The sequence below is a fragment of the Hyphococcus aureus genome (assembly GCF_042643165.1).
Lineage (GTDB): Bacteria > Pseudomonadota > Alphaproteobacteria > Caulobacterales > Parvularculaceae > Hyphococcus > Hyphococcus aureus.
Window position 1 is genome coordinate 748,553 of record NZ_JBHRSH010000001.1, and the last position, 17,458, is coordinate 766,010.

The following is a 17,458-nucleotide window of genomic DNA, read 5'->3' on the forward strand; positions in this document are numbered from 1 at the left end:
TTTTGAAGGGGCCGCGCCGCGCGCCGCCCCTTCCCGCCTTTGCTGTCTTGGGGTTTTCATGTTTTCTCCCGCCCTCCGTTCACGGATGATGGTGCGCGCATGCGCGCTCCTTCTGTCGCTCTTCCTTGTCGTTTCACTGTCCTCCCCGGCAGCGCGCGGTGAGGAAGAGCGCTTGCGGCCGGGCGATGTGGAAAAACCTGCTCAGGAAGTCCGCAGCGACGCAGAGCCTTTCGAACCCTTCCTCATTCGCGGCGTCAGCTTTGAAGGCACCGAGGTTCCCGAGGCCGTCGCCAACGCCGCAAGACCCTTTATCGGCGGGACGGCGACAAAAGAGGTTCTCTCGAAAATGGCCGCCGATATGAGCGCGGCCTATAAAGACGCAGGCATCGCGTTCTTTACTGTCATCATTCCGAACCAGTCCTTCGAGAACGGCGTCATCCGCGTGCGCGCCGCCGAGGGCCGCGTCGCCAACGTCAATTTCTCGGGCGAAACCGATGGCCGCAATCACTATATGGTCACCGCCTACGCCGAGCGGTTGAAGCGCGATACGCCGACGCGGCAGGCGACGCTGGAACGCACAGTCTCGCTCACCCGCGACATACCCGGCCTGAAAATCGAACCTGTCATCCGCTATGGCGCCGAACCGGGGACGATCGATATCGACATGAAGCTGGATTACCAGAAGCCGACTCTGACAGCCGGCTTCTCCAACCGCACCACGCGGCTTGTGCGCGACGGACAACTATCGGCCCTCGGCAAAGCTTACCGCCTGTTGCGCGACGGCGATCTGACCACCATGCGCCTCGCCGCATCGGTGAATTTCAAGGACTCGCTTCAGGCGGGCCTTTCTCATTCGACACCCATCGGCACATCCGGCCTGCGCGCCGAGGCGAGCGCGACGATTGTGCGCTCGCGCCCCGCAACGACCGTGATTGAAGGCGATGCGCAGATTTACAACCTGGCGCTCACCATGCCGGTGATCCGCTCCTACAAACGCAATCTTGTAACGCGTGCGTCTCTCGATGCGGTGAACAGCGACAACGCCGCCTTCGGATCGCTGATCGCCACCGAACAGACGCGGGCGGCGCGTGTGATTGCAAGCTATAGCGACAATCATGAGCGCACTGGCCTGCGCCTCAAAGGCGAAGTGGCCCAAGGCTTCGCGGCGCTTGGCGCCGATGTTTCTCCCATGATTGGAGAAGAGCAATACACCAAGGCAGAAATCGAGGCGGGATTGACCCGCCGCATCGGCGAGCGCGGGTTCCTGCGCCTTTCCGGCGGGGCGCAATGGACCGACGATCTGTTGCCCGCCAATGAGCGCTTTTCCATCGGCGGCGCGCCATGGGGCCGCGCCTTTGAAACGGCGTTGTTGAACGCCGATCGCGGTTTCGGGATCTCCGCCGAAAACGCCTGGCGCCCGATCAGCGGCGGCGACTTCTCAAAAAGCGAAATCTACATTTTCACCGACTATGCGTCAGGCGACATCTTCTCGCGCTTCACGGACGCTACGGCGAGTTTCGATCTCGGCTCCTTTGGCGCTGGCTTGCGCGCCGCCTATGAGGATAAAGGCGTTCTGGAGATCGAACTGGCGCGACCGCTCGACCAGCCGGTCCCTGGTTTCGATCAGGACTGGCGGCTCTCAATCGGCTGGCGCTTTGAATGGCGGCCCTGACGCCGCGGCTGACAAGTTGATTGAACATGGCGCCATTCACGCCTAAATTCGCTACAGACAGTATGCAGGCAGCGGAAAGCAGCGATGAGCGAACCTTCCTTCAAAGACCGGATAACTGGCGGCGGCGCCGGAAGAACGGCGATCAAACTCATCATCGCGTCGATCATTGTCGGCGCGGTCTTTTCAGTTTTGGGCATTGGGGTCGCAGAATTCTGGCGCGGGATCTTTCACAATGTGAAGGATTTCATCGGGATGCTGGGAGAAAATGTCGGCGAGGTGGTTCTGACGTTGCTCACCTATCTCGTCATCGGCGCCGGGATCGTCATTCCGATCTGGCTGATCTCGCGGCTGTTGTCGTCGAAGAAATAACGATTACTCCGCCGCTTTCGGGCGCAGCAAATCTTCCATACGGGCGATATAGGCGATCCACGCCTCTCGTCCCTTTTTGGTAAAGCGCACCGTGGTTTGCGGACGCCGGCCGCGAAAGCCCTTTTCGACCTTCACATAACCGGCGTCTTCGAGCTTTCTAAGGTGTACGGACAGATTTCCGTCGGTGCCGCCAACCCGCGCTTTCAGTTCATTGAAATCCGCCGCGCCCGCGCCCGACAAAAACGCCATGACGGAAAGGCGCACCCGCCCGTGGATGATGTCGTCGATCTCGCGATAATCAAAGTCGGGGTCGCCATTCATAGATCAGACAATGTCTTTCGGTTCCTGGCGCATCAATAAAAGTCCCGGCAGACCCGCGCACAGAAAACAACCCGCCGCGCCCAAGAGAAACTGATAGTTGCTCGTCATAAGAAAAAGCGCGGCGACTGAAAAGCCCCAGGATAGCAAGGCAAATCCTTTGAGCCAGGACAGCCGCGCCGCCGTTGCGGTTGCGTAAAATGCGACGCCGTAAACGCCAAACGATATAGGAAACATCAGGCTGAACAGAAAATAGCGCGGCACGCCGTACTGGGTGAAATCGTCATGGACAATCATCAGCCCCACCCAAAAGGCCGTCACAAAAATCCCGACGGAAAACCAGACTGCTTGCGCCGTGCGATTGCCCATGGTCAGGGCGCCGGGCTTTGGCCCCGTGATGCGCCTCATCAACAGGCACGCACACCAGCCAATCAGTCCGGCGACAATCCAGGGCGCAATCACCGGAACGCCGCGGATCGGCGCGACGCCGGTCAGGATCAAATAGGCGCAAAGCGAAGCCGCGGCCATCAGCCCGCCCCAGATTACATAATAAACGCCGCCCACCAGCGGCGCGTCGCGCCCCTCTTCGGCGAGGCTGCGCACATAGGCGAGATCGCTCGCCAGCGCCGATCCGCCCGGTTTCAGATAGTCCTCGTCGCTGGTGCTCATGGCCGCCTCCCTCATCTTCACTTTACAAAATAAAGTTCTTTTGTTTATTTTCAAGCCCCCAAGGTTCGCAAAAGCACATGACCTGAGAAAAAGTCGAAAGCAATTAAGCGACGAGACGCACAGACGGGGCGATAAACCGGATTGACCCAGAACAACGCCGCAGGTCTGATTTTCTTTCGCCGGAAAGTTCCGCAATCGGGTTCCGCCATGAATGCATCAACGCCAGATCGCCGAACCGTTCTGACAGGCGCGGCGGCGGCGCTCGCGGTCCCGGCCTTTGCAAATGCGCAGCCCCCACAGCAGCTTTACAAAACCATTCCCTCCACCGGGATTGCGATCCCGGCGGTCGGCATGGGCTCTTGGCTCACCTTCGATGTCGGCGCGAACGCCCAGTTGCGCGCAGCGCGCACGGAGGTGCTGCGCGAGTTCTTCCGGCTTGGCGGCGCGGTCATCGATTCATCGCCCATGTATGGAACGTCGCAAGCGGTGATCGGCCATGCGCTTGATGAACTCGGCCGTCCCGACCGGACCTTCGCCGCTGACAAGGTCTGGATCGACGACGGCGCGCAGGGGCCGGCGCAAATCGACGAGAGCCGGCGGCGCTGGGGCGTCGACCGTTTCAATCTGTTACAGGTGCACAATCTTGTTTCCTGGCGCGCGCATCTGGAAACCCTGTTCGCCATGAAAGCCGAAGGCCAGCTCGCTCATGTGGGCGTCACCAGCTATTCAGGTCATCACTATGATGAAATGGAGCGCATCCTCCGCGATCATCCGATCGATTTTATTCAGCTTACCTACAATATGGCCGACCGGCGCGCTGAAAACCGGCTCTTGCCAATGGCGCACGAAAAGGGCGTCGCCGTCATCGCGAACCGCCCCTTCGGTGAAGGCGCCGTCATCAACGCCGCAAAGCGCCATCCCCTGCCCGAGATCGCAGCGGAAATCGGCGCCGCCAACTGGGCACAGTTTCTGCTGAAATTCATTATCTCGCATCCGGCGATCACCGCAGCCATTCCGGCGACGCGCAGGGTCGATCACATGCGCGAGAATATGGGCGCGCTGTCAGGATCGATGCCGGATCGCGATTTGCGCTTGCGCATGGTGCAAAGTTTCGACGCGCTTTAACGGCGCTCCTATCCAGTGATGGCATTCACACAGAACACTATTCTTGAAGACTACTAAATATAAATAATCACTAGCTTTTCTGAAATTTGACCAAATCTATATTTTCACCTAAGCTTCAATTGCCTTTCGGCGATCTGTATTCAGCGTTCAAACTTACTTTTTTAGGGGGGATGCGCTGATGCGCTCGAAAACCATAATGGCCGCCTGTGCCGCCACAATTTTGTCATTCACAACTCTCATCGCCGTCACGCCAGCCAGTGCGCAGGACGATCTATACACATCCATCGAAACACGCGCCTATCTGACCGACTCCTGCATCCTACAATATGAAGAACCCGCGCAAGGCGCCAACTTTCTTGGCGCTTTCGTCGGAATTGTATTGCCGTATATTATTGATTTTGTGTTTGATCAGGCCGCAGAGGAGCTGACCAAAATCCGCAAATACGAATTTGAAAGCAACGAATATTTCTACCTTTACCAAGCCCCGGAGAGCAAAGAATCCGCAACCGAAAAAGACGGAGAGGCCGATACGCCGACGGCGGCAAGGTTTCCAACGCTAAACCCGAAATTTTCATGTGTCACTGTCGTTACGGGACAATTCTTAAAATCAAATGCACGGGTATTCGATCCTAAATTCCGACCGCGCACCGGTGCTGAACTTCCGTATATGTTGAATTTGGAAAAGTGCGCGGATGATAATTCCGGATCGTGCTTCACTCTAGGCGGTGCAGAGAAGCGACTTGCTGATTTTCGAATCCAGATTCCGGCCGATAAAATATATTCCCTTTACGAAGGAAAACTCGAAGCATCTGACGACAAGACAGCTATGCGCATTCGCAGCCAGTTTTTGCATGTTGATCGCACCAACAACAGCAGCGCCAGGAACCCAGGCCAAACATATTCATTCGCTTTAAGCGGGCCGGGGCAAACCCCTGACTCAGAACGGTATATGCTTGCCTCCTTGAATTTTGGAGAAGTACGCGCGGGAACAACCGTTTCGCCGAATGATTTTGCAAAAGGCGCTAAAGGCGACAAAAGCGGCTGGATGAAGATTCCAGGCATCACGAAGGAATCCCTGGCGGCCTATCAAAACGACACTGAACTGATGAACTTAATGCCGGTCCTGTTCACTGTAAAAAACACTCAAGTAAAAGAACCAAGTGACGCAGCCAAATTTATTGCAGGGTTCTTGAAAGGCACGAAAAAGGATATCGCCTCCACGATTACGAACGCCGTCAAACCGGAAGGTGCAGAAAAGAAAGAAAAAGACTTACTGGACGCACAAATTGCCGTCGCCACAGCCCAAGCAGAGCTCGACAAAGCGACAACAGAGATCGCGAAAGAGATTGCCCGGATGAAACGCAAGAAAGCGTGCATCCTGCTTGATGCCGAAAATGGTTCTTCCGAATACTGCGACTAATCAGAATGAAACAGACCTCTTTTTCCGTACTTTTAGCCGCCGCTGGCGTCATATCTTGTGCAGCTCCGGCGCTTGCTCAGGAGGAGAGTGACGATGAGATGTTTCCTGGGCATTTCCTCGAAGTGTCACATCCGGCGAGTAAAGCCGACGTCAAGGCGCGCGAATTTTTCCTGCAATTGGAGGATGAGGCAACTAAATCAAACCTGACCGACGCCCAGCGCGCTTTCGCCATGACAACCATTCAGTCCGTATATGAAAGACATTCCAGGTGGCGGGCAGAAGCCATCCGGGTTTGCGTCATGGATAAGGCAAATCCCACTTATGATTTGCGTGAAAAAATCGCTGACGTCGCAAGACTGTGGGAAGTGAGCGGCTCCACGATCGAATTCGATTTTGGTGATGACTTCGCTATTAGACTTTGCAGCGAACATGGGGGCCCCTCAACAGCCGACATTCGTATCGACTTCGGTGACCAGCGCTTCTACTCTCTCGTCGGGAACCGAGCCAACTCAGTCCCGACATATGAAGAAACCATGAGCCTTGGCGATATTCATAAGCGGCGCTACGAAATACGAGAGTTCAACCGACTGGTCCTTCATGAATTCGGCCACGCCCTTGGTCTACTGCATGAGCATCAATCACCAAATGTCAATTGCGCCGCACAATTACTTATGGACAAGGTCAAGAACAAACTTACCAAACCTCCCTACAAATGGTCGGAAAAGGAAATTGAAAAAAATTTCGAGCAGGCCGCTTACGAAGCGGTCGAGGCTTCCGCTTACGATCCCAAATCCGTGATGAATTATTCTCTGGAAGCAGAGTATTATCAAAACGCGAGTCAAAACGTTTGCTATCACGCGCCAAATTTCGAAATCTCCGAGCAAGACCGAAACTTTGCACGCGCAATATACGCCGCCAATATGGAAGAACTAAAAGCGGATTTTACCGCGGCGGTAACGCTTCTATCAGCAACGCCAGAGGAGCTGGAAAGCTTTCAACAGGAATTTGAAGCCTTGCAGTTCTGATTATTCGACTGGTGTCATGACGATTGGAAGCCTGGCGATCGTCGCACCGTCTCTTAAATCGTAGACATACACCCATTCGCCATCCGGTCCCGAGATGCGCACCGCAAGGCGGTCGCCGTCAAGCGCGATGGCGCCGGCGGCCTCGCCGGGGGCGAGTGCAAGCGCGGCCCTATCGGAAGGCGGCGTCTCCGCCACGGCGGTGTCCTCAACCGCGACCGGCGCCGCAAGCTCCGCCTCGTCTTTTTTGGGTTTGCCGAAAATTGCGATGATCGCCGCCACCGCAACGAGAAACACCGCCGGCATCGTCAGGATGATGAGCCAGAGATTGCGTGTGCCGATGGAATGGGCGAGGCCGCCCAGCCCCGCATCGGGCGCAGGCGTTGTTTGTGGTTGCGTGTTCTCGCTCTGGGTCTCGCTCATAGGGGATCGTCGCTCCTGAAAGGCTGGGGCTGGCGGATGCGGTCATTGCCAGCTAAACCGCCCCCTCTATGACCGGTGATGACGAAACCCTCAAGTCAGAAGGGGCGCCTGATGACACAGGCGCCTACACCCTTCTTGTGGATGAAGAGGCCGCCGGCGCGCGCCTCGACAAATGGCTTGCTGAGAAAATCAGCGGTTTGACGCGCACCCGGCTGAAGACACTGATCGAAAGCGGCGCGCTCACCCGCGACGGCAAGGCTTTCACCTCCCCGTCATGGAAACTGCGCGAAGGCGAGGAATACCGGCTGATCCCGCCGCCGCTCGAAGACCCGGCGCCGCTGCCCGAAGCGATCCCCCTCGATGTGATTTACGAAGATGATGACCTCATCGTCGTTAACAAGCCGGCGGGCCTCGTGGTGCACCCGGCCCCCGGCGCCTGGTCCGGCACGCTGGTCAATGCGCTGATCCATCATTGCGGCGAGACGCTTTCAGGCATAGGCGGCGCGCGCCGGCCCGGCATCGTTCACCGCATCGACAAGGAAACCTCGGGCCTTCTCGTGGTCGCCAAACATGACGCCGCCCATCAGGGCTTGTCCGCCGCCTTTTCCGCTCATGACATCGACCGCGTCTATGAAGCCATTGCTGTCGGCGCGCCGCGCCCCGGCGTCGGGACCGTTGACGCGCCGCTCGGGCGAAATGTCCGTGACCGGACGAAAATGGCGGTCGTCGACGCCTGGGAATATGACGAGGAACAGGACGCCCATATTCCCAAACACGGCGCCCGGCACGCCGTGACCCATTACAAGGTGATCGAGGCGTTTGGCCGCTCGCGCGCAAAACTGAAAGGCGACGCCCTCGCTTCGCTGATCGAATGCACGCTGGAGACCGGCCGCACACACCAGATCCGCGTCCACCTCGCCTCCATCAACTGCCCGCTGATCGGCGATCAGGTCTATGGGCGGGGGCCGGGCCTGTCAGGCCTGAAACCCGGCGAACCGGCGGCCGATCACGCCATAGAAACCATCCGCAATTTCAGGCGTCAGGCGCTCCACGCCAAGGTGCTCGGCTTCGCGCACCCCATCACCGGCGAGACCATGCGTTTTGAGGCCCCGGCGCCGGAAGATTTTCAAATATTGCTGGCGGCGCTACGAGCGCTATAAGAAACGCTTGGGGACGCGGGGCCGATTTGAAAATATTCGCCGCCATTTTTTCCGGTATCATCGCCTGCACGCTGTTGGCCGCCTGTTCGCTCGCGTCGATTGGCGAAACTGACGCTGTGATCGCTCCAGACGTTGACCGCAAGGATGCGAGCGCCCTGATCGCCGCCGTCAAAAATCTGGGCCCGGACGGCGTGCCGGAAACACATTATGAGGTGACTGCGCTTGAAGCCGCTATGACGGCGAACGATCCCGCGTTAATTCGCACCGGCGCCGGCGCCGTGTTCAACTTGGTTGCGGCGGAGCTGAGCGGCGGCCTCACGCCGCCCGAGGCGCGTCTCGGCTGGCGCATGGAAAACGACGCGCCAGATCCTGGCGCACTTGCCGCATTAGAAGAGAAAGCCTTTGACACGGGCGACTTCGCGCAGGCTTTCGCCACACTCGCGCCGCGGCATGCGCAATACCGTCAGTTGAAAGCGGCGTTAGCCGCCGAAGGGCTCGATCCAGAACAGAAAGCGCGCCTGCGGCTCAACATGGAGCGCTGGCGCTGGATGCCGCATGATCTTGGTGCGGATTATATTCTGGTCAATGTCCCAGCCTTCGAACTAATGCTTGTGCGGGGTGGAAAAATAACCGCCCGCCGCCGCGTCGTTACAGGATCGCCAGCCCTTCCGACGCCGCAGTTGAAAGCGATTGTCACGGGCGTCATCTTCAACCCCACCTGGTTTGTACCCCCCAGCATCGTGCGGGAGAGCGTCGGCGCGCTGTTAAAGAACGACCCGGCGCGGGCAAAACGCCTTGGCTATTATCTGGGAACCGATGGCGGCGTGCGGCAAAAACCGGGCCCCGCCAATGCGCTGGGCCAGATGAAGCTCGTCATGCCCAATCCCTATTCGGTGTTTCTTCATGACACGCCCTCAAAGGACGCGTTTCAGCGCGAACCCCGCGCCCTCAGCCATGGCTGCATAAGGGTTGAGGACGCGACCGGCTTTGCCCGCATCCTGCTCGGCGACGCGATCAGTGACGATGAATTTAAGGACATTCTTTCGAAAAGACGGACAGTGGAAATCGATCTTGATACGCCGCTGCCGGTGTACGTATCCTATTTCACCGCTTTCGCCGCAGAGGATGGCGCCGTCGCGTTTTACGCTGACGCCTATGGATTGGATGCGCCTTTGCTCGCCCGGTTCGGCGGCGCGCCGGCTGAAGGCGGCGATCCCATCAAGTCGCTGATTGAGGAAGCCTGTCCTGAAAGCGCCAATGATGCGGCGCTTCCCGAAAACCTCTAAGCGTCAGAGTTTTCCAGCATATAAAAGGCGCCCTTCGCCAAGCCGCGAGACGACCTCGGTGCGGTCGGCTTCGCAAAAGGCGAAACAGCCTTCGCTGCGGCCAAGTTTTCCATATTTTTTGATCATGTCGTCGCCCACATACCAAGCGGCGTGAACCACGATGGCGCGGGCGCGCGCATTGGAATTCTCCGTATCAAGACCATCGAGCCGCATGGAGGCGCCGTATTTTCCCGTATACTGAACGCCGGTGCGATAGGCCCCGGCGGAGGTCGCATTGGAACCGATCTCATTTGAAAATTTTTGTAATTTGCCAGTGTGGCCGGGATCGGAGCCGCGCCCATGCGCGACCAGAAATGACGAGACCTTACCGCTGACCATATCGACGAGATGAAAACGCGCGCGCCAGGAAGGCGCGGAAAAATCGGCCAGCCCCACCAGATCGCGATGGACGATGCGGCCCTGGCTTTGCTCCAGCACCCGTTTGGCCAGCTTGACGAGCGGCGACCCAAGACCGGGCTCAGCGGCCGATGCTGCGCCCGCGCCCATAACGCCTGCATTTATAAGGCATGGACCAGCAACCGCCGCGGCCAGCCCGCTTTTCATTAAATGTCGGCGATCCAACTTAAAAAGCCTCATACTTCCTGTCGTCCAAGGAATATTTAAGAGCGCGGGCGCTGCTTTCAAACCCCCTGACGGCCCTGAGGCCAGACGGCGGCTCACGTCATTGTGCCCGGACGCGACCGAAATTCACTGGCTTTTTGGTCCACTCTGGCGGAAAACCAGATGACACACGACGTGGAAAAATCAATAAAATATCATGAAAAACAGCGGTTTATGAGAAAACCCCTTGGATATTCGCTGGCTTCTTCCTATATCCGCCACAAAGGCGTCCGATAAGAGGCGCTCTATCCTTGGGGCAATTCAACCGAACATTAAGAGCCGCGCCCGTGTTAGAATATGCGCTAGCCGTCCAGCTGGCGCTGACAGGAGAGACCCGCGCTGATGAGCAATGCACTGACAACCACTGGTTCCGCCCTGACGCCTGAAGGCAGTCTTTCGCGCTACCTCGCCGAGATTCGCAAATTTCCCATGCTGGAAAAGGATGAGGAATATATGCTCGCGAAGCGGTTCGCCGAGCATGAAGACCCGGAAGCGGCGCAAAAACTGATCACCTCGCATTTGAGACTCGTGGCGAAAATCGCCATGGGCTATCGCGGCTATGGCCTGCCGATCGGCGAGGTCATTTCCGAAGGCAATGTCGGCCTGATGCAGGCGGTAAAGAAATTCGATCCGGAAAAAGGGTTCCGTCTCGCGACCTACGCCATGTGGTGGATCCGCGCGTCCATTCAGGAATATGTGCTGCGCTCCTGGAGCCTTGTGAAAATCGGCACCACCGCCGCGCAGAAAAAACTCTTCTTCAATCTGCGCAAAATCAAAGGCCAGATCGAAGCGGTCGATGATGGCGATCTGCGCCCTGAGCAGGTGGAGCACATCGCCACGAAACTCGGCGTGACAACGGACGACGTCATTTCCATGAACCGGCGCATGTCAGGCGGCGAAGCGTCGCTCAACGCGCCCATGGGCAAGGACGCCGAAGGCGGCGGCGAATGGCAGGATTGGCTGGTGGACGAAAACGCTGTCAATCCGGAAGCCAAACTCGCCAATGAAGACGAGTATGACATGCGCATGGGGCTGCTCGAAACGGCGCTTGCGACCTTGAATGAGCGTGAACAGCACATCCTCACCGAGCGGCGCCTGAAAGATAATCCATCGACGCTGGAAGAATTATCCCAGGAGTATGGCGTGTCGCGCGAGCGCGTGCGTCAGATCGAAGTGCGCGCCTTTGAAAAACTGCAAAAGGCCATGAAACGCATGGACCGCGACGCCAAACAGGCGACGACGGAAGCGGCCGAAGCGCTTTAACGAAATCCTGACTAATGTTGCGGCGGCGCCCCCTCAACGGGCGCCGTTCTTTTTGGCCGGAGATGAGCCTGTTGCTCTATCTCTGAATCGATTTCAGCGCCCACCAGAAAAACAAAAGCCGACACCCAGAACCACATGAGCAACACGACGACGGCGCCGATCGAGCCGTAGGTCTCGTTGTAATTTGCAAAATTCTGGACATAGACAGAAAACAGGACCGACGCGACTAGCCACAAAATCACGGCTGCCCCGGCGCCGGGGCTCATCCATTTCCACACGGACGTTTTGCGCGACGGCGCAAACTTGTAGAGCGCCGCAATGCCGACCCATGCGCCTGCGAATAAGATCGGCCAGCGGATAAATCCGATTAGAGGCCCGAGCACAGAATCTATTCCAGCAAACCGGAAAACCACAGGAACGAGCGCTACGGCGGCGAGCGCTGTCGCAAAGCCGACCATAACTGCGAAGGTCATGGCGTAGGCTTGCGCATTGAACAGAAAAAATCCGCGCGTTTCTTTTTCATTATAGACAATATTGAGCGCCTGCATGATCGCCTTGATCGCGCGCGAGGCGCTGAAGATCGAGACCAGAAGACTGATTACAAGCGCGAGGCCGATGGACCCTTCGTCGCTGCTCGCCACTTCAATCGCCTGCGCGCGCAGGGCAAGCACGACATCGCTGGGAAGAATGGGCGCAAAGCTTGTAATCTGCCGCGAGATGGTCAGCGGGTCCGCCACCAGCCCCCATAAAGACACCACCGCAGCAATGCCCGGAAAAATCGCCAGAAGCGCGTAAAAGGCGATTCCCGCCGCCGTCAGGCCGATGCGGTCATTGTTGATCTGCGCGAAAATACGCCCCGGCAGGCGGCGCCAATGGCGCGGCGACAGCCGCAAAAAAGCAGGCTCATTGGAGGCGGGGCGGTTTTTTTCGGGCGTTTTGGCCATCAGATAAGAACAGCCCTCGTAAGAAATAGTTTCGCCGTTAGGGATTATTCGGATGGCGTCTCCGGCTTTATTTCGTGCCCGTCAAGGCGGCGCTTTTCGAGATCGTCTTTGACCTTGGCGCTTTCCTTGTCCGCTTTTGTGCGGCCGAATTTCGCGCGATTTTCCTCGCTGCGTTTTTCCGCCTCCATACGGATTTTCTTTTTGCGGAAGCGGTTGAGGTTGATGATCTCAGTCAAATGCGCGCAACGCCGTTTCGGCGCCCTTCAACATATCTCCGAAATGCTCGAGGGAGCGGATGAGCGCCTTGATATGCAGCCCGGCGAAACGCCCGAATTCCGCTTCCCGTCGCTCTTGCGTCAGATTCGGGTTTTTCGCCGCCTGAATGGCGGCCGCCAGAAACTTCACCGAATCCGCGAGCTCGTTGTCGGTCTTGTTCAGCGAGACGCGTACGCGCCGGTAAAACTGCGTGACCTTGTCGCCTTTTTGTTTGTCCCGTTTCGACAGAGTCTCGTAAAATTGCTCCCGGCAGGACTCCCAGTCTTCAAAGGAGCGCGCCTCGCCATTGGCGTCATATTCAACATAAATGTCTTTGAGCAATTGCAGGATGTCGTCCCAGGACGCGCCCGCCGCGCTCGACATCTTCATCCACATGGTGATCTTGTGTCCCATGACAGAGGCGAACTCACCCTTGTGCTGAATGTCATTGGCGATTTGCGTGTTGATGCGCCGCAGTCTCTTGCCATGCTGATCAAGCTTTCTGACCCCGTCGAACAGCGCCGCCATCGCCGTCGGGATCGACCACACCCCGCCAGTAGGATCGAGATAGGAGGCTTTCGTCTCCGCGCCAAAATCAAGATGTTCGACCGGCTCAAAGCATTGATAGCTTTGAAGCGTCGTCAGCTTCCTGTCTTCAAACATGTATTTCCCCGCCTACGCCGGCAACCCGCCGCCGCCCCTGCACCAAACACGATTTGAAAATCTAACCTGCCGGGACGATGATGTGTCAAGCCTCGCGCGGCGCCCACGTCGAAAAGTTAGAGCCCGACTTCTTCGCAAATCTTCGCGCCGAGCTGTTCTTTCAACTGCTTGCCGGGCACCTCTTCAATCTCGTCCTTGCCGAGCTTGCCCAGTTGAAACGGCCCATAGGCGACGCGGATCAAGCGGTTCACCTGTAAATCGAGATGGCGCATCAGGTTTCTGACTTCGCGGTTCTTACCCTCATTGATCGACAGCGTGATCCAGACATTGCCGCCCTGCACCTGATCCAGCGTCGCGCGAACGGGCCCATATTGAACGCCCTCGATCTCGACGCCGTCTTGTAATTTGTCCAGCTTGTTTTGCGTCACGCGGCCATGGGCGCGCACACGATAACGCCGCGCCCAGCCCGTTGACGGCAGCTCCAGCCTTCTGGCGAGCGCGCCGGAATTGGTCACCAGCAACAGCCCCTCGGTGGTGAGGTCGAGCCGCCCCACGGAAATCACCCGCGGCAGACGCCCGGCGAGACCATCGAAAACCGTCGGGCGCCCTTGCGGGTCTTTATGCGTCGTCACAAGGCCGTCGGGTTTGTGATAGCGCCAGAGCCGGGTCTTTTCCGGCTTGCCGACGCGAGTTCCGTCCACACGGATGTCCATTGCCGGCGTCACCTTGAAGGCGGGCGTCGTCAGGGTCTTGCCGTCGACGGTGACAATTCCCTGTTCGATAAGCTTTTCGGCGTCCCGGCGCGAAGCGACGCCGGCGCGGGCGAGAAACTTCGCGATGCGTTCGCCATCAGTGTCTTTAAGGTCGGCCATGGAGCGGTCTTTCTGAGTGAGGCGCGCCGGTAGCACATTATCGGCGAAAAGGAAAAAGGCGAAACTGGCGCAGCCGCATGCCGCCCGCTACAAGGCGGGCCATGGAGACCGATGAGACGTTGATGGGCCGCGCGCTGGATGAGGCGCGCAAGGCCGCCGAGGCGGGCGAAGCCCCCATCGGCGCGGTCCTGGTGAGCGCTGAGGGCGAGATCCTCGCCGCCGCAGGGAACGCCCCCATCGCAACGCATGACCCCACGGGCCATGCTGAAATTCGCGCGCTTCGCGCCGCCGCCGAAAAGCTGGGCAATTATCGCCTCACCGGCGCGACGCTTTATGTGACGCTTGAGCCCTGCGCCATGTGCGCCGGGGCGATCTCCATCGCCCGCATCAAACGCCTCGTGATCGCCGCCTCCGACCCCAAGGGCGGCGCCGTCTGGCATGGACCCAGATATTTTGAACAGCCCACCTGTCACTGGCGCCCTGAAGTGGTCGCCGGGCCGTTCGCCGATGAATCAGGCGACATGCTGCGCGCCTTTTTCAAAGCCCGGCGCTAACTGCGTTTGCAGCTTTCCCTCAGCGGCGCGAGCGCTATCATGCGCGCCAAACATAATGCGTATGAAAAAGGACCGCCGTCATGGATTTCGCCTATTCCGACCGTTGCAAGGATTATCTGAAACGCGTTTCCGACTTCATGGATAAATATGTCTATGAAGGCGATGAAACCTATGAACGTCAGCATACGGAATTTGGTCCCGGCGAAGGCCGCTGGAAAGTCCCGCCGATCATCGAAGAGCTGAAGGAAAAGGCCAAAGCCGAAGGTCTGTGGAACATGTTCCATCCGGACCCGAAATTTGGCCCCGGCCTTTCCAACGCAGATTATGCGCCGATCGCGGAACTGACCGGCCGCTGCCACATCGCGCCGGAAGTGTTCAACTGCGCCGCGCCCGACACCGGCAATATGGAAGTCCTGATGAAATACGGGAGCCCCGCGCAGCAGGAGCAGTGGCTGAAGCCGCTGCTCGACGGGAAAATCCGCTCCGCCTTTTTGATGACCGAACCGCGCGTCGCCTCCTCCGACGCCACCAATATCGAAACCGAGATCACCGCAGACGGCGATGACTATGTCATCAATGGCCGCAAATGGTGGTCCTCCGGCGCCGGCGATCCGCGCTGCAAGATTTTCATCGTCATGGGCAAGACTGACAAAACCGCGGACCGCCACAAGCAGCAGTCGCAAATTCTGGTGCCGTCCGATGCGCCGGGCGTGAAAATCCTGCGCCACCTTCCGGTCTTCGGTTATGACGACGCGCCCCACGGCCATATGGAAGTGGAGCTCGATAATGTGCGCGTGCCAAAGGAAAACCTGATCCTCGGCGAAGGGCGCGGCTTTGAGATTGCGCAAGGGCGCCTTGGGCCTGGCCGTATTCACCACTGCATGCGCACCATCGGCGCCGCTGAAGTCGCGCTTGAGAAAATGGTCAAGCGGCTTTTGACGCGCGAGGCGTTCGGCAAGCCGATTTATAAACATTCAATCTGGGAGCAGCGCGTCGCCGAAGCGCGCATCGACATTGAGATGACGCGGCTTTTGACGCTTAAAGCCGCCTGGATGATGGACACGGTCGGCAACAAGGCCGCGCAGCAGGAAATCGCCATGATCAAGGTCGCCGCCCCGCGCGTTGCGCTTAAAGTCATCGACGACGCGATCCAGGCCCATGGCGGCGCCGGCGTTACGACCGACTTCGGCCTTGCGCGGGTTTATTCCGGCATCCGCACACTTCGCCTCGCCGACGGGCCCGACGAGGTCCATTGCCGCGCAATCTCGCGGATCGAGTTCAAGAAACATTCGAACGCGGCGTGACGGGCTGCCGGCGACGGCGCCCCGGGCGCAATAGATGAGCCGACATTCTAAGGAGAAAGAAATGAAACATTTGTTTTTCGCGTCGCTTGCCGCTTTGGCGCTGAGCGCTTGCGGCGGCGACAACGCCAAAAAAGATGATGGCCCCACAGGCGCACAATTCGCAGAAGCATGCGGCGAGGCGCTTAATGTTCCCGAAGAGATTTGCGAATGCATCGACGAAAAAGCCGAGGCGGACCTGACGCCGATCGAACGCAAATTCGCCTATGCCAGCATCACTGGCGACATGGAAACAACCGAAGAACTTCGCGACGAACTCGGTGTTGAAGGATCAATGAATGCGGGCATGTTCATGGTCAGTGCGCCCGCCGCCTGCGCCAGCGAGACCGCGTCAGACTAATCCCTTGCGGGCGGCGTGATTGCACGCGACAGCGCCGCCCCGCCCTACCATTGCTGGTGAAACTAAACTAAACGACTTCACAGCAAGTTCGAGGCGTTTTGTGCATCCCTCTTTCCGACATACATCCGGCCTGGCGCTCGCCGCCGCCGGGGCGACGCTGTTTTCCCTCAAGGGCGTCGCAATGAAGATCGCCTTCACACAAGGCGCGAATGTCGAACAGATGATGTCCCTGCGCATGGGCATCGCCTTGCCGTTTTTTCTGTGGATCGGTTGGCGGGCGGCGAAACGCAGGGAGGTGAAACCGGCGCCACGGCTGATCGCGACCGCGGCGGCGCTTGGCGTTCTCAGCTATTATGTCTGCACCTGGCTCGACTTCACGGGGCTCAAATACATTTCGGCGCAGCTCGAACGCCTGATCCTGTTTCTCTATCCGACTGTTGTCGCGCTGTTTGCGTGGATTGCTTATGGCGACCGCATCACCTGGCGTCATGGGCTGGCGCTGTTACTTTCATATGGCGGGGTTGCGCTGCTGGCGTTGAATGAATTCAAGGACGCCGGACCGAACGCGGCGCTCGGCGCGGGACTTGTTTTCACCGCCGCAGTCCTCTTCGCGTTCTATGTCACGGCCAGCAAACCGGCGATCACGAAACTCGGTTCACCGCTGTTTATCAGCATCGCTATGAGCGCCGCGGCGGTTCCGATCCTCATTCACAGCTTTGCGATTTCAGCCTTCGAAACAGCGCCGCTCTCGCCGGAAATTTTGATGATCGGTGTTTTCCTCGCCGTCTTGTGTACGGTGGCGCCGGGCCTGATGATCGCCGAGGCGATCGCCCGGATCGGCCCCGGCCTGACCAGCGCAACCGGCGGCATCGGCCCCGCCTCCACTGCACTGGCGGCCGCGTTGATCCTGCATGAACCGTTCGGCCCGCCACAAGCGCTGGCGCTTGTCCTCACCGTCACAGGCGTGATGCTGCTGACCAAGCCTGTCGCGCAGACCCGCCAGATTCCCCGGCCCTGAAACGCGGCTGCGAAAGCCGGTTTCGCATCCGGCGACGCATGATAGATTTGCGCGAAAAAGGGAG

General features: G+C 58.4%; 20 protein-coding genes. 12 read left to right on the forward strand and 8 right to left on the reverse strand.

From position 1 onward, the window contains the following. The first annotated feature begins 58 nt into the window (after positions 1-58). The gene (locus ACFOOP_RS03445; protein ID WP_379879465.1) at positions 59-1,672 is read left to right on the forward strand and encodes a ShlB/FhaC/HecB family hemolysin secretion/activation protein; all 1,614 of its coding nucleotides are present in this window, start codon (positions 59-61) and stop codon (positions 1,670-1,672) included. Between the two features lie 84 nt (positions 1,673-1,756). After that, on the forward strand, positions 1,757-2,041 hold the full coding sequence (locus ACFOOP_RS03450) for a DUF6460 domain-containing protein (RefSeq protein ID WP_379879466.1): 285 nt from the start codon (positions 1,757-1,759) through the stop codon (positions 2,039-2,041). Between the two features lie 3 nt (positions 2,042-2,044). Here ACFOOP_RS03450 and ACFOOP_RS03455 read toward each other — a convergent pair whose 3' ends face one another. Both ACFOOP_RS03455 and ACFOOP_RS03460 read right to left on the reverse strand, forming a co-directional pair. Further along, complete coding sequence (locus ACFOOP_RS03455; protein ID WP_379879467.1) at positions 2,045-2,362, reverse strand: winged helix-turn-helix domain-containing protein; 318 nt, start codon at positions 2,360-2,362, stop codon at positions 2,045-2,047. Between the two features lie 3 nt (positions 2,363-2,365). Further along, positions 2,366-3,028: a hypothetical protein gene (locus ACFOOP_RS03460; RefSeq protein ID WP_379879468.1), complete on the reverse strand. Its 663-nt coding sequence runs from the start codon at positions 3,026-3,028 to the stop codon at positions 2,366-2,368. 141 nt (positions 3,029-3,169) lie between these two features. Between ACFOOP_RS03460 and ACFOOP_RS03465 the strand changes: the two genes are divergently transcribed. The 3 genes from ACFOOP_RS03465 to ACFOOP_RS03475 all read left to right on the forward strand — a co-directional run bounded on the left by ACFOOP_RS03465 (position 3,170) and on the right by ACFOOP_RS03475 (position 6,598). Further along, complete coding sequence (locus tag ACFOOP_RS03465) at positions 3,170-4,153, forward strand: aldo/keto reductase (RefSeq protein WP_379879469.1); 984 nt, start codon at positions 3,170-3,172, stop codon at positions 4,151-4,153. A 178-nt stretch (positions 4,154-4,331) separates the two neighbouring features. Further along, complete coding sequence (locus tag ACFOOP_RS03470) at positions 4,332-5,573, forward strand: hypothetical protein (RefSeq protein WP_379879470.1); 1,242 nt, start codon at positions 4,332-4,334, stop codon at positions 5,571-5,573. 5 nt (positions 5,574-5,578) lie between these two features. Then, entirely contained in the window at positions 5,579-6,598 is a 1,020-nt protein-coding gene (locus tag ACFOOP_RS03475) for a M12 family metallopeptidase (RefSeq protein WP_379879471.1), read from the forward strand. Here the strand turns inward: ACFOOP_RS03475 and ACFOOP_RS03480 are convergent, their stop codons facing one another. After that, entirely contained in the window at positions 6,599-7,018 is a 420-nt protein-coding gene (locus ACFOOP_RS03480; protein WP_379879472.1) for a hypothetical protein, read from the reverse strand. A 68-nt stretch (positions 7,019-7,086) separates the two neighbouring features. Here ACFOOP_RS03480 and ACFOOP_RS03485 point away from each other — a divergent pair, with 68 nt between their 5' ends. Together ACFOOP_RS03485 and ACFOOP_RS03490 are read left to right on the forward strand one after the other, a co-directional pair. After that, positions 7,087-8,178, forward strand: coding sequence for an RluA family pseudouridine synthase (locus tag ACFOOP_RS03485; protein ID WP_379879473.1), 1,092 nt, complete (start codon positions 7,087-7,089; stop codon positions 8,176-8,178). 26 nt (positions 8,179-8,204) lie between these two features. Next, on the forward strand, positions 8,205-9,464 hold the full coding sequence (locus tag ACFOOP_RS03490) for a L,D-transpeptidase family protein (protein ID WP_379879474.1): 1,260 nt from the start codon (positions 8,205-8,207) through the stop codon (positions 9,462-9,464). Positions 9,465-9,467: 3 nt separating this feature from the next. Here ACFOOP_RS03490 and ACFOOP_RS03495 read toward each other — a convergent pair whose 3' ends face one another. Then, positions 9,468-10,067 (reverse strand): murein L,D-transpeptidase catalytic domain family protein, encoded by a 600-nt coding sequence (locus ACFOOP_RS03495; RefSeq protein WP_379879475.1) that lies wholly within the window; start codon positions 10,065-10,067, stop codon positions 9,468-9,470. Between the two features lie 399 nt (positions 10,068-10,466). Between ACFOOP_RS03495 and rpoH the strand changes: the two genes are divergently transcribed. Then, positions 10,467-11,387 (forward strand): RNA polymerase sigma factor RpoH, encoded by a 921-nt coding sequence (rpoH, locus tag ACFOOP_RS03500; RefSeq protein ID WP_379879476.1) that lies wholly within the window; start codon positions 10,467-10,469, stop codon positions 11,385-11,387. A gap of 11 nt (positions 11,388-11,398) precedes the next feature. Here rpoH and ACFOOP_RS03505 read toward each other — a convergent pair whose 3' ends face one another. The 4 genes from ACFOOP_RS03505 to ACFOOP_RS03520 all read right to left on the reverse strand — a co-directional run bounded on the left by ACFOOP_RS03505 (position 11,399) and on the right by ACFOOP_RS03520 (position 14,121). Then, positions 11,399-12,331 carry a YihY/virulence factor BrkB family protein gene (locus tag ACFOOP_RS03505; protein ID WP_379879477.1) on the reverse strand — a complete coding sequence of 311 codons (933 nt, stop codon included), beginning with the start codon at positions 12,329-12,331 and terminating at the stop codon, positions 11,399-11,401. 44 nt (positions 12,332-12,375) lie between these two features. After that, positions 12,376-12,567, reverse strand: coding sequence for a DUF4169 family protein (locus ACFOOP_RS03510; RefSeq protein WP_379879478.1), 192 nt, complete (start codon positions 12,565-12,567; stop codon positions 12,376-12,378). Next, positions 12,560-13,249, reverse strand: coding sequence for a hypothetical protein (locus ACFOOP_RS03515; protein ID WP_379879479.1), 690 nt, complete (start codon positions 13,247-13,249; stop codon positions 12,560-12,562). The genes ACFOOP_RS03510 and ACFOOP_RS03515 overlap by 8 nt, the downstream gene beginning before the upstream one ends. A 116-nt stretch (positions 13,250-13,365) precedes the next feature. After that, a complete protein-coding gene (locus tag ACFOOP_RS03520) occupies positions 13,366-14,121 on the reverse strand; it encodes a pseudouridine synthase (RefSeq protein WP_379879480.1) in 756 nt (251 codons plus the stop codon). A gap of 101 nt (positions 14,122-14,222) precedes the next feature. On the opposite strand from ACFOOP_RS03520, the gene ACFOOP_RS03525 reads away from it, so the two are divergent. From ACFOOP_RS03525 to ACFOOP_RS03540, 4 genes are all read left to right on the forward strand, one after another. Further along, positions 14,223-14,675, forward strand: a complete 453-nt coding sequence (locus ACFOOP_RS03525) for a nucleoside deaminase (protein WP_379879481.1) — start codon at positions 14,223-14,225, stop codon at positions 14,673-14,675. Positions 14,676-14,755: 80 nt separating this feature from the next. Next, positions 14,756-15,979, forward strand: a complete 1,224-nt coding sequence (locus tag ACFOOP_RS03530; protein ID WP_379879482.1) for an acyl-CoA dehydrogenase family protein — start codon at positions 14,756-14,758, stop codon at positions 15,977-15,979. Positions 15,980-16,040: 61 nt separating this feature from the next. Continuing rightward, a complete protein-coding gene (locus ACFOOP_RS03535; protein WP_379879483.1) occupies positions 16,041-16,376 on the forward strand; it encodes a hypothetical protein in 336 nt (111 codons plus the stop codon). 100 nt (positions 16,377-16,476) lie between these two features. After that, positions 16,477-17,394, forward strand: coding sequence for a DMT family transporter (locus ACFOOP_RS03540; RefSeq protein WP_379879484.1), 918 nt, complete (start codon positions 16,477-16,479; stop codon positions 17,392-17,394). The last annotated feature ends 64 nt before the right edge of the window (positions 17,395-17,458 follow it).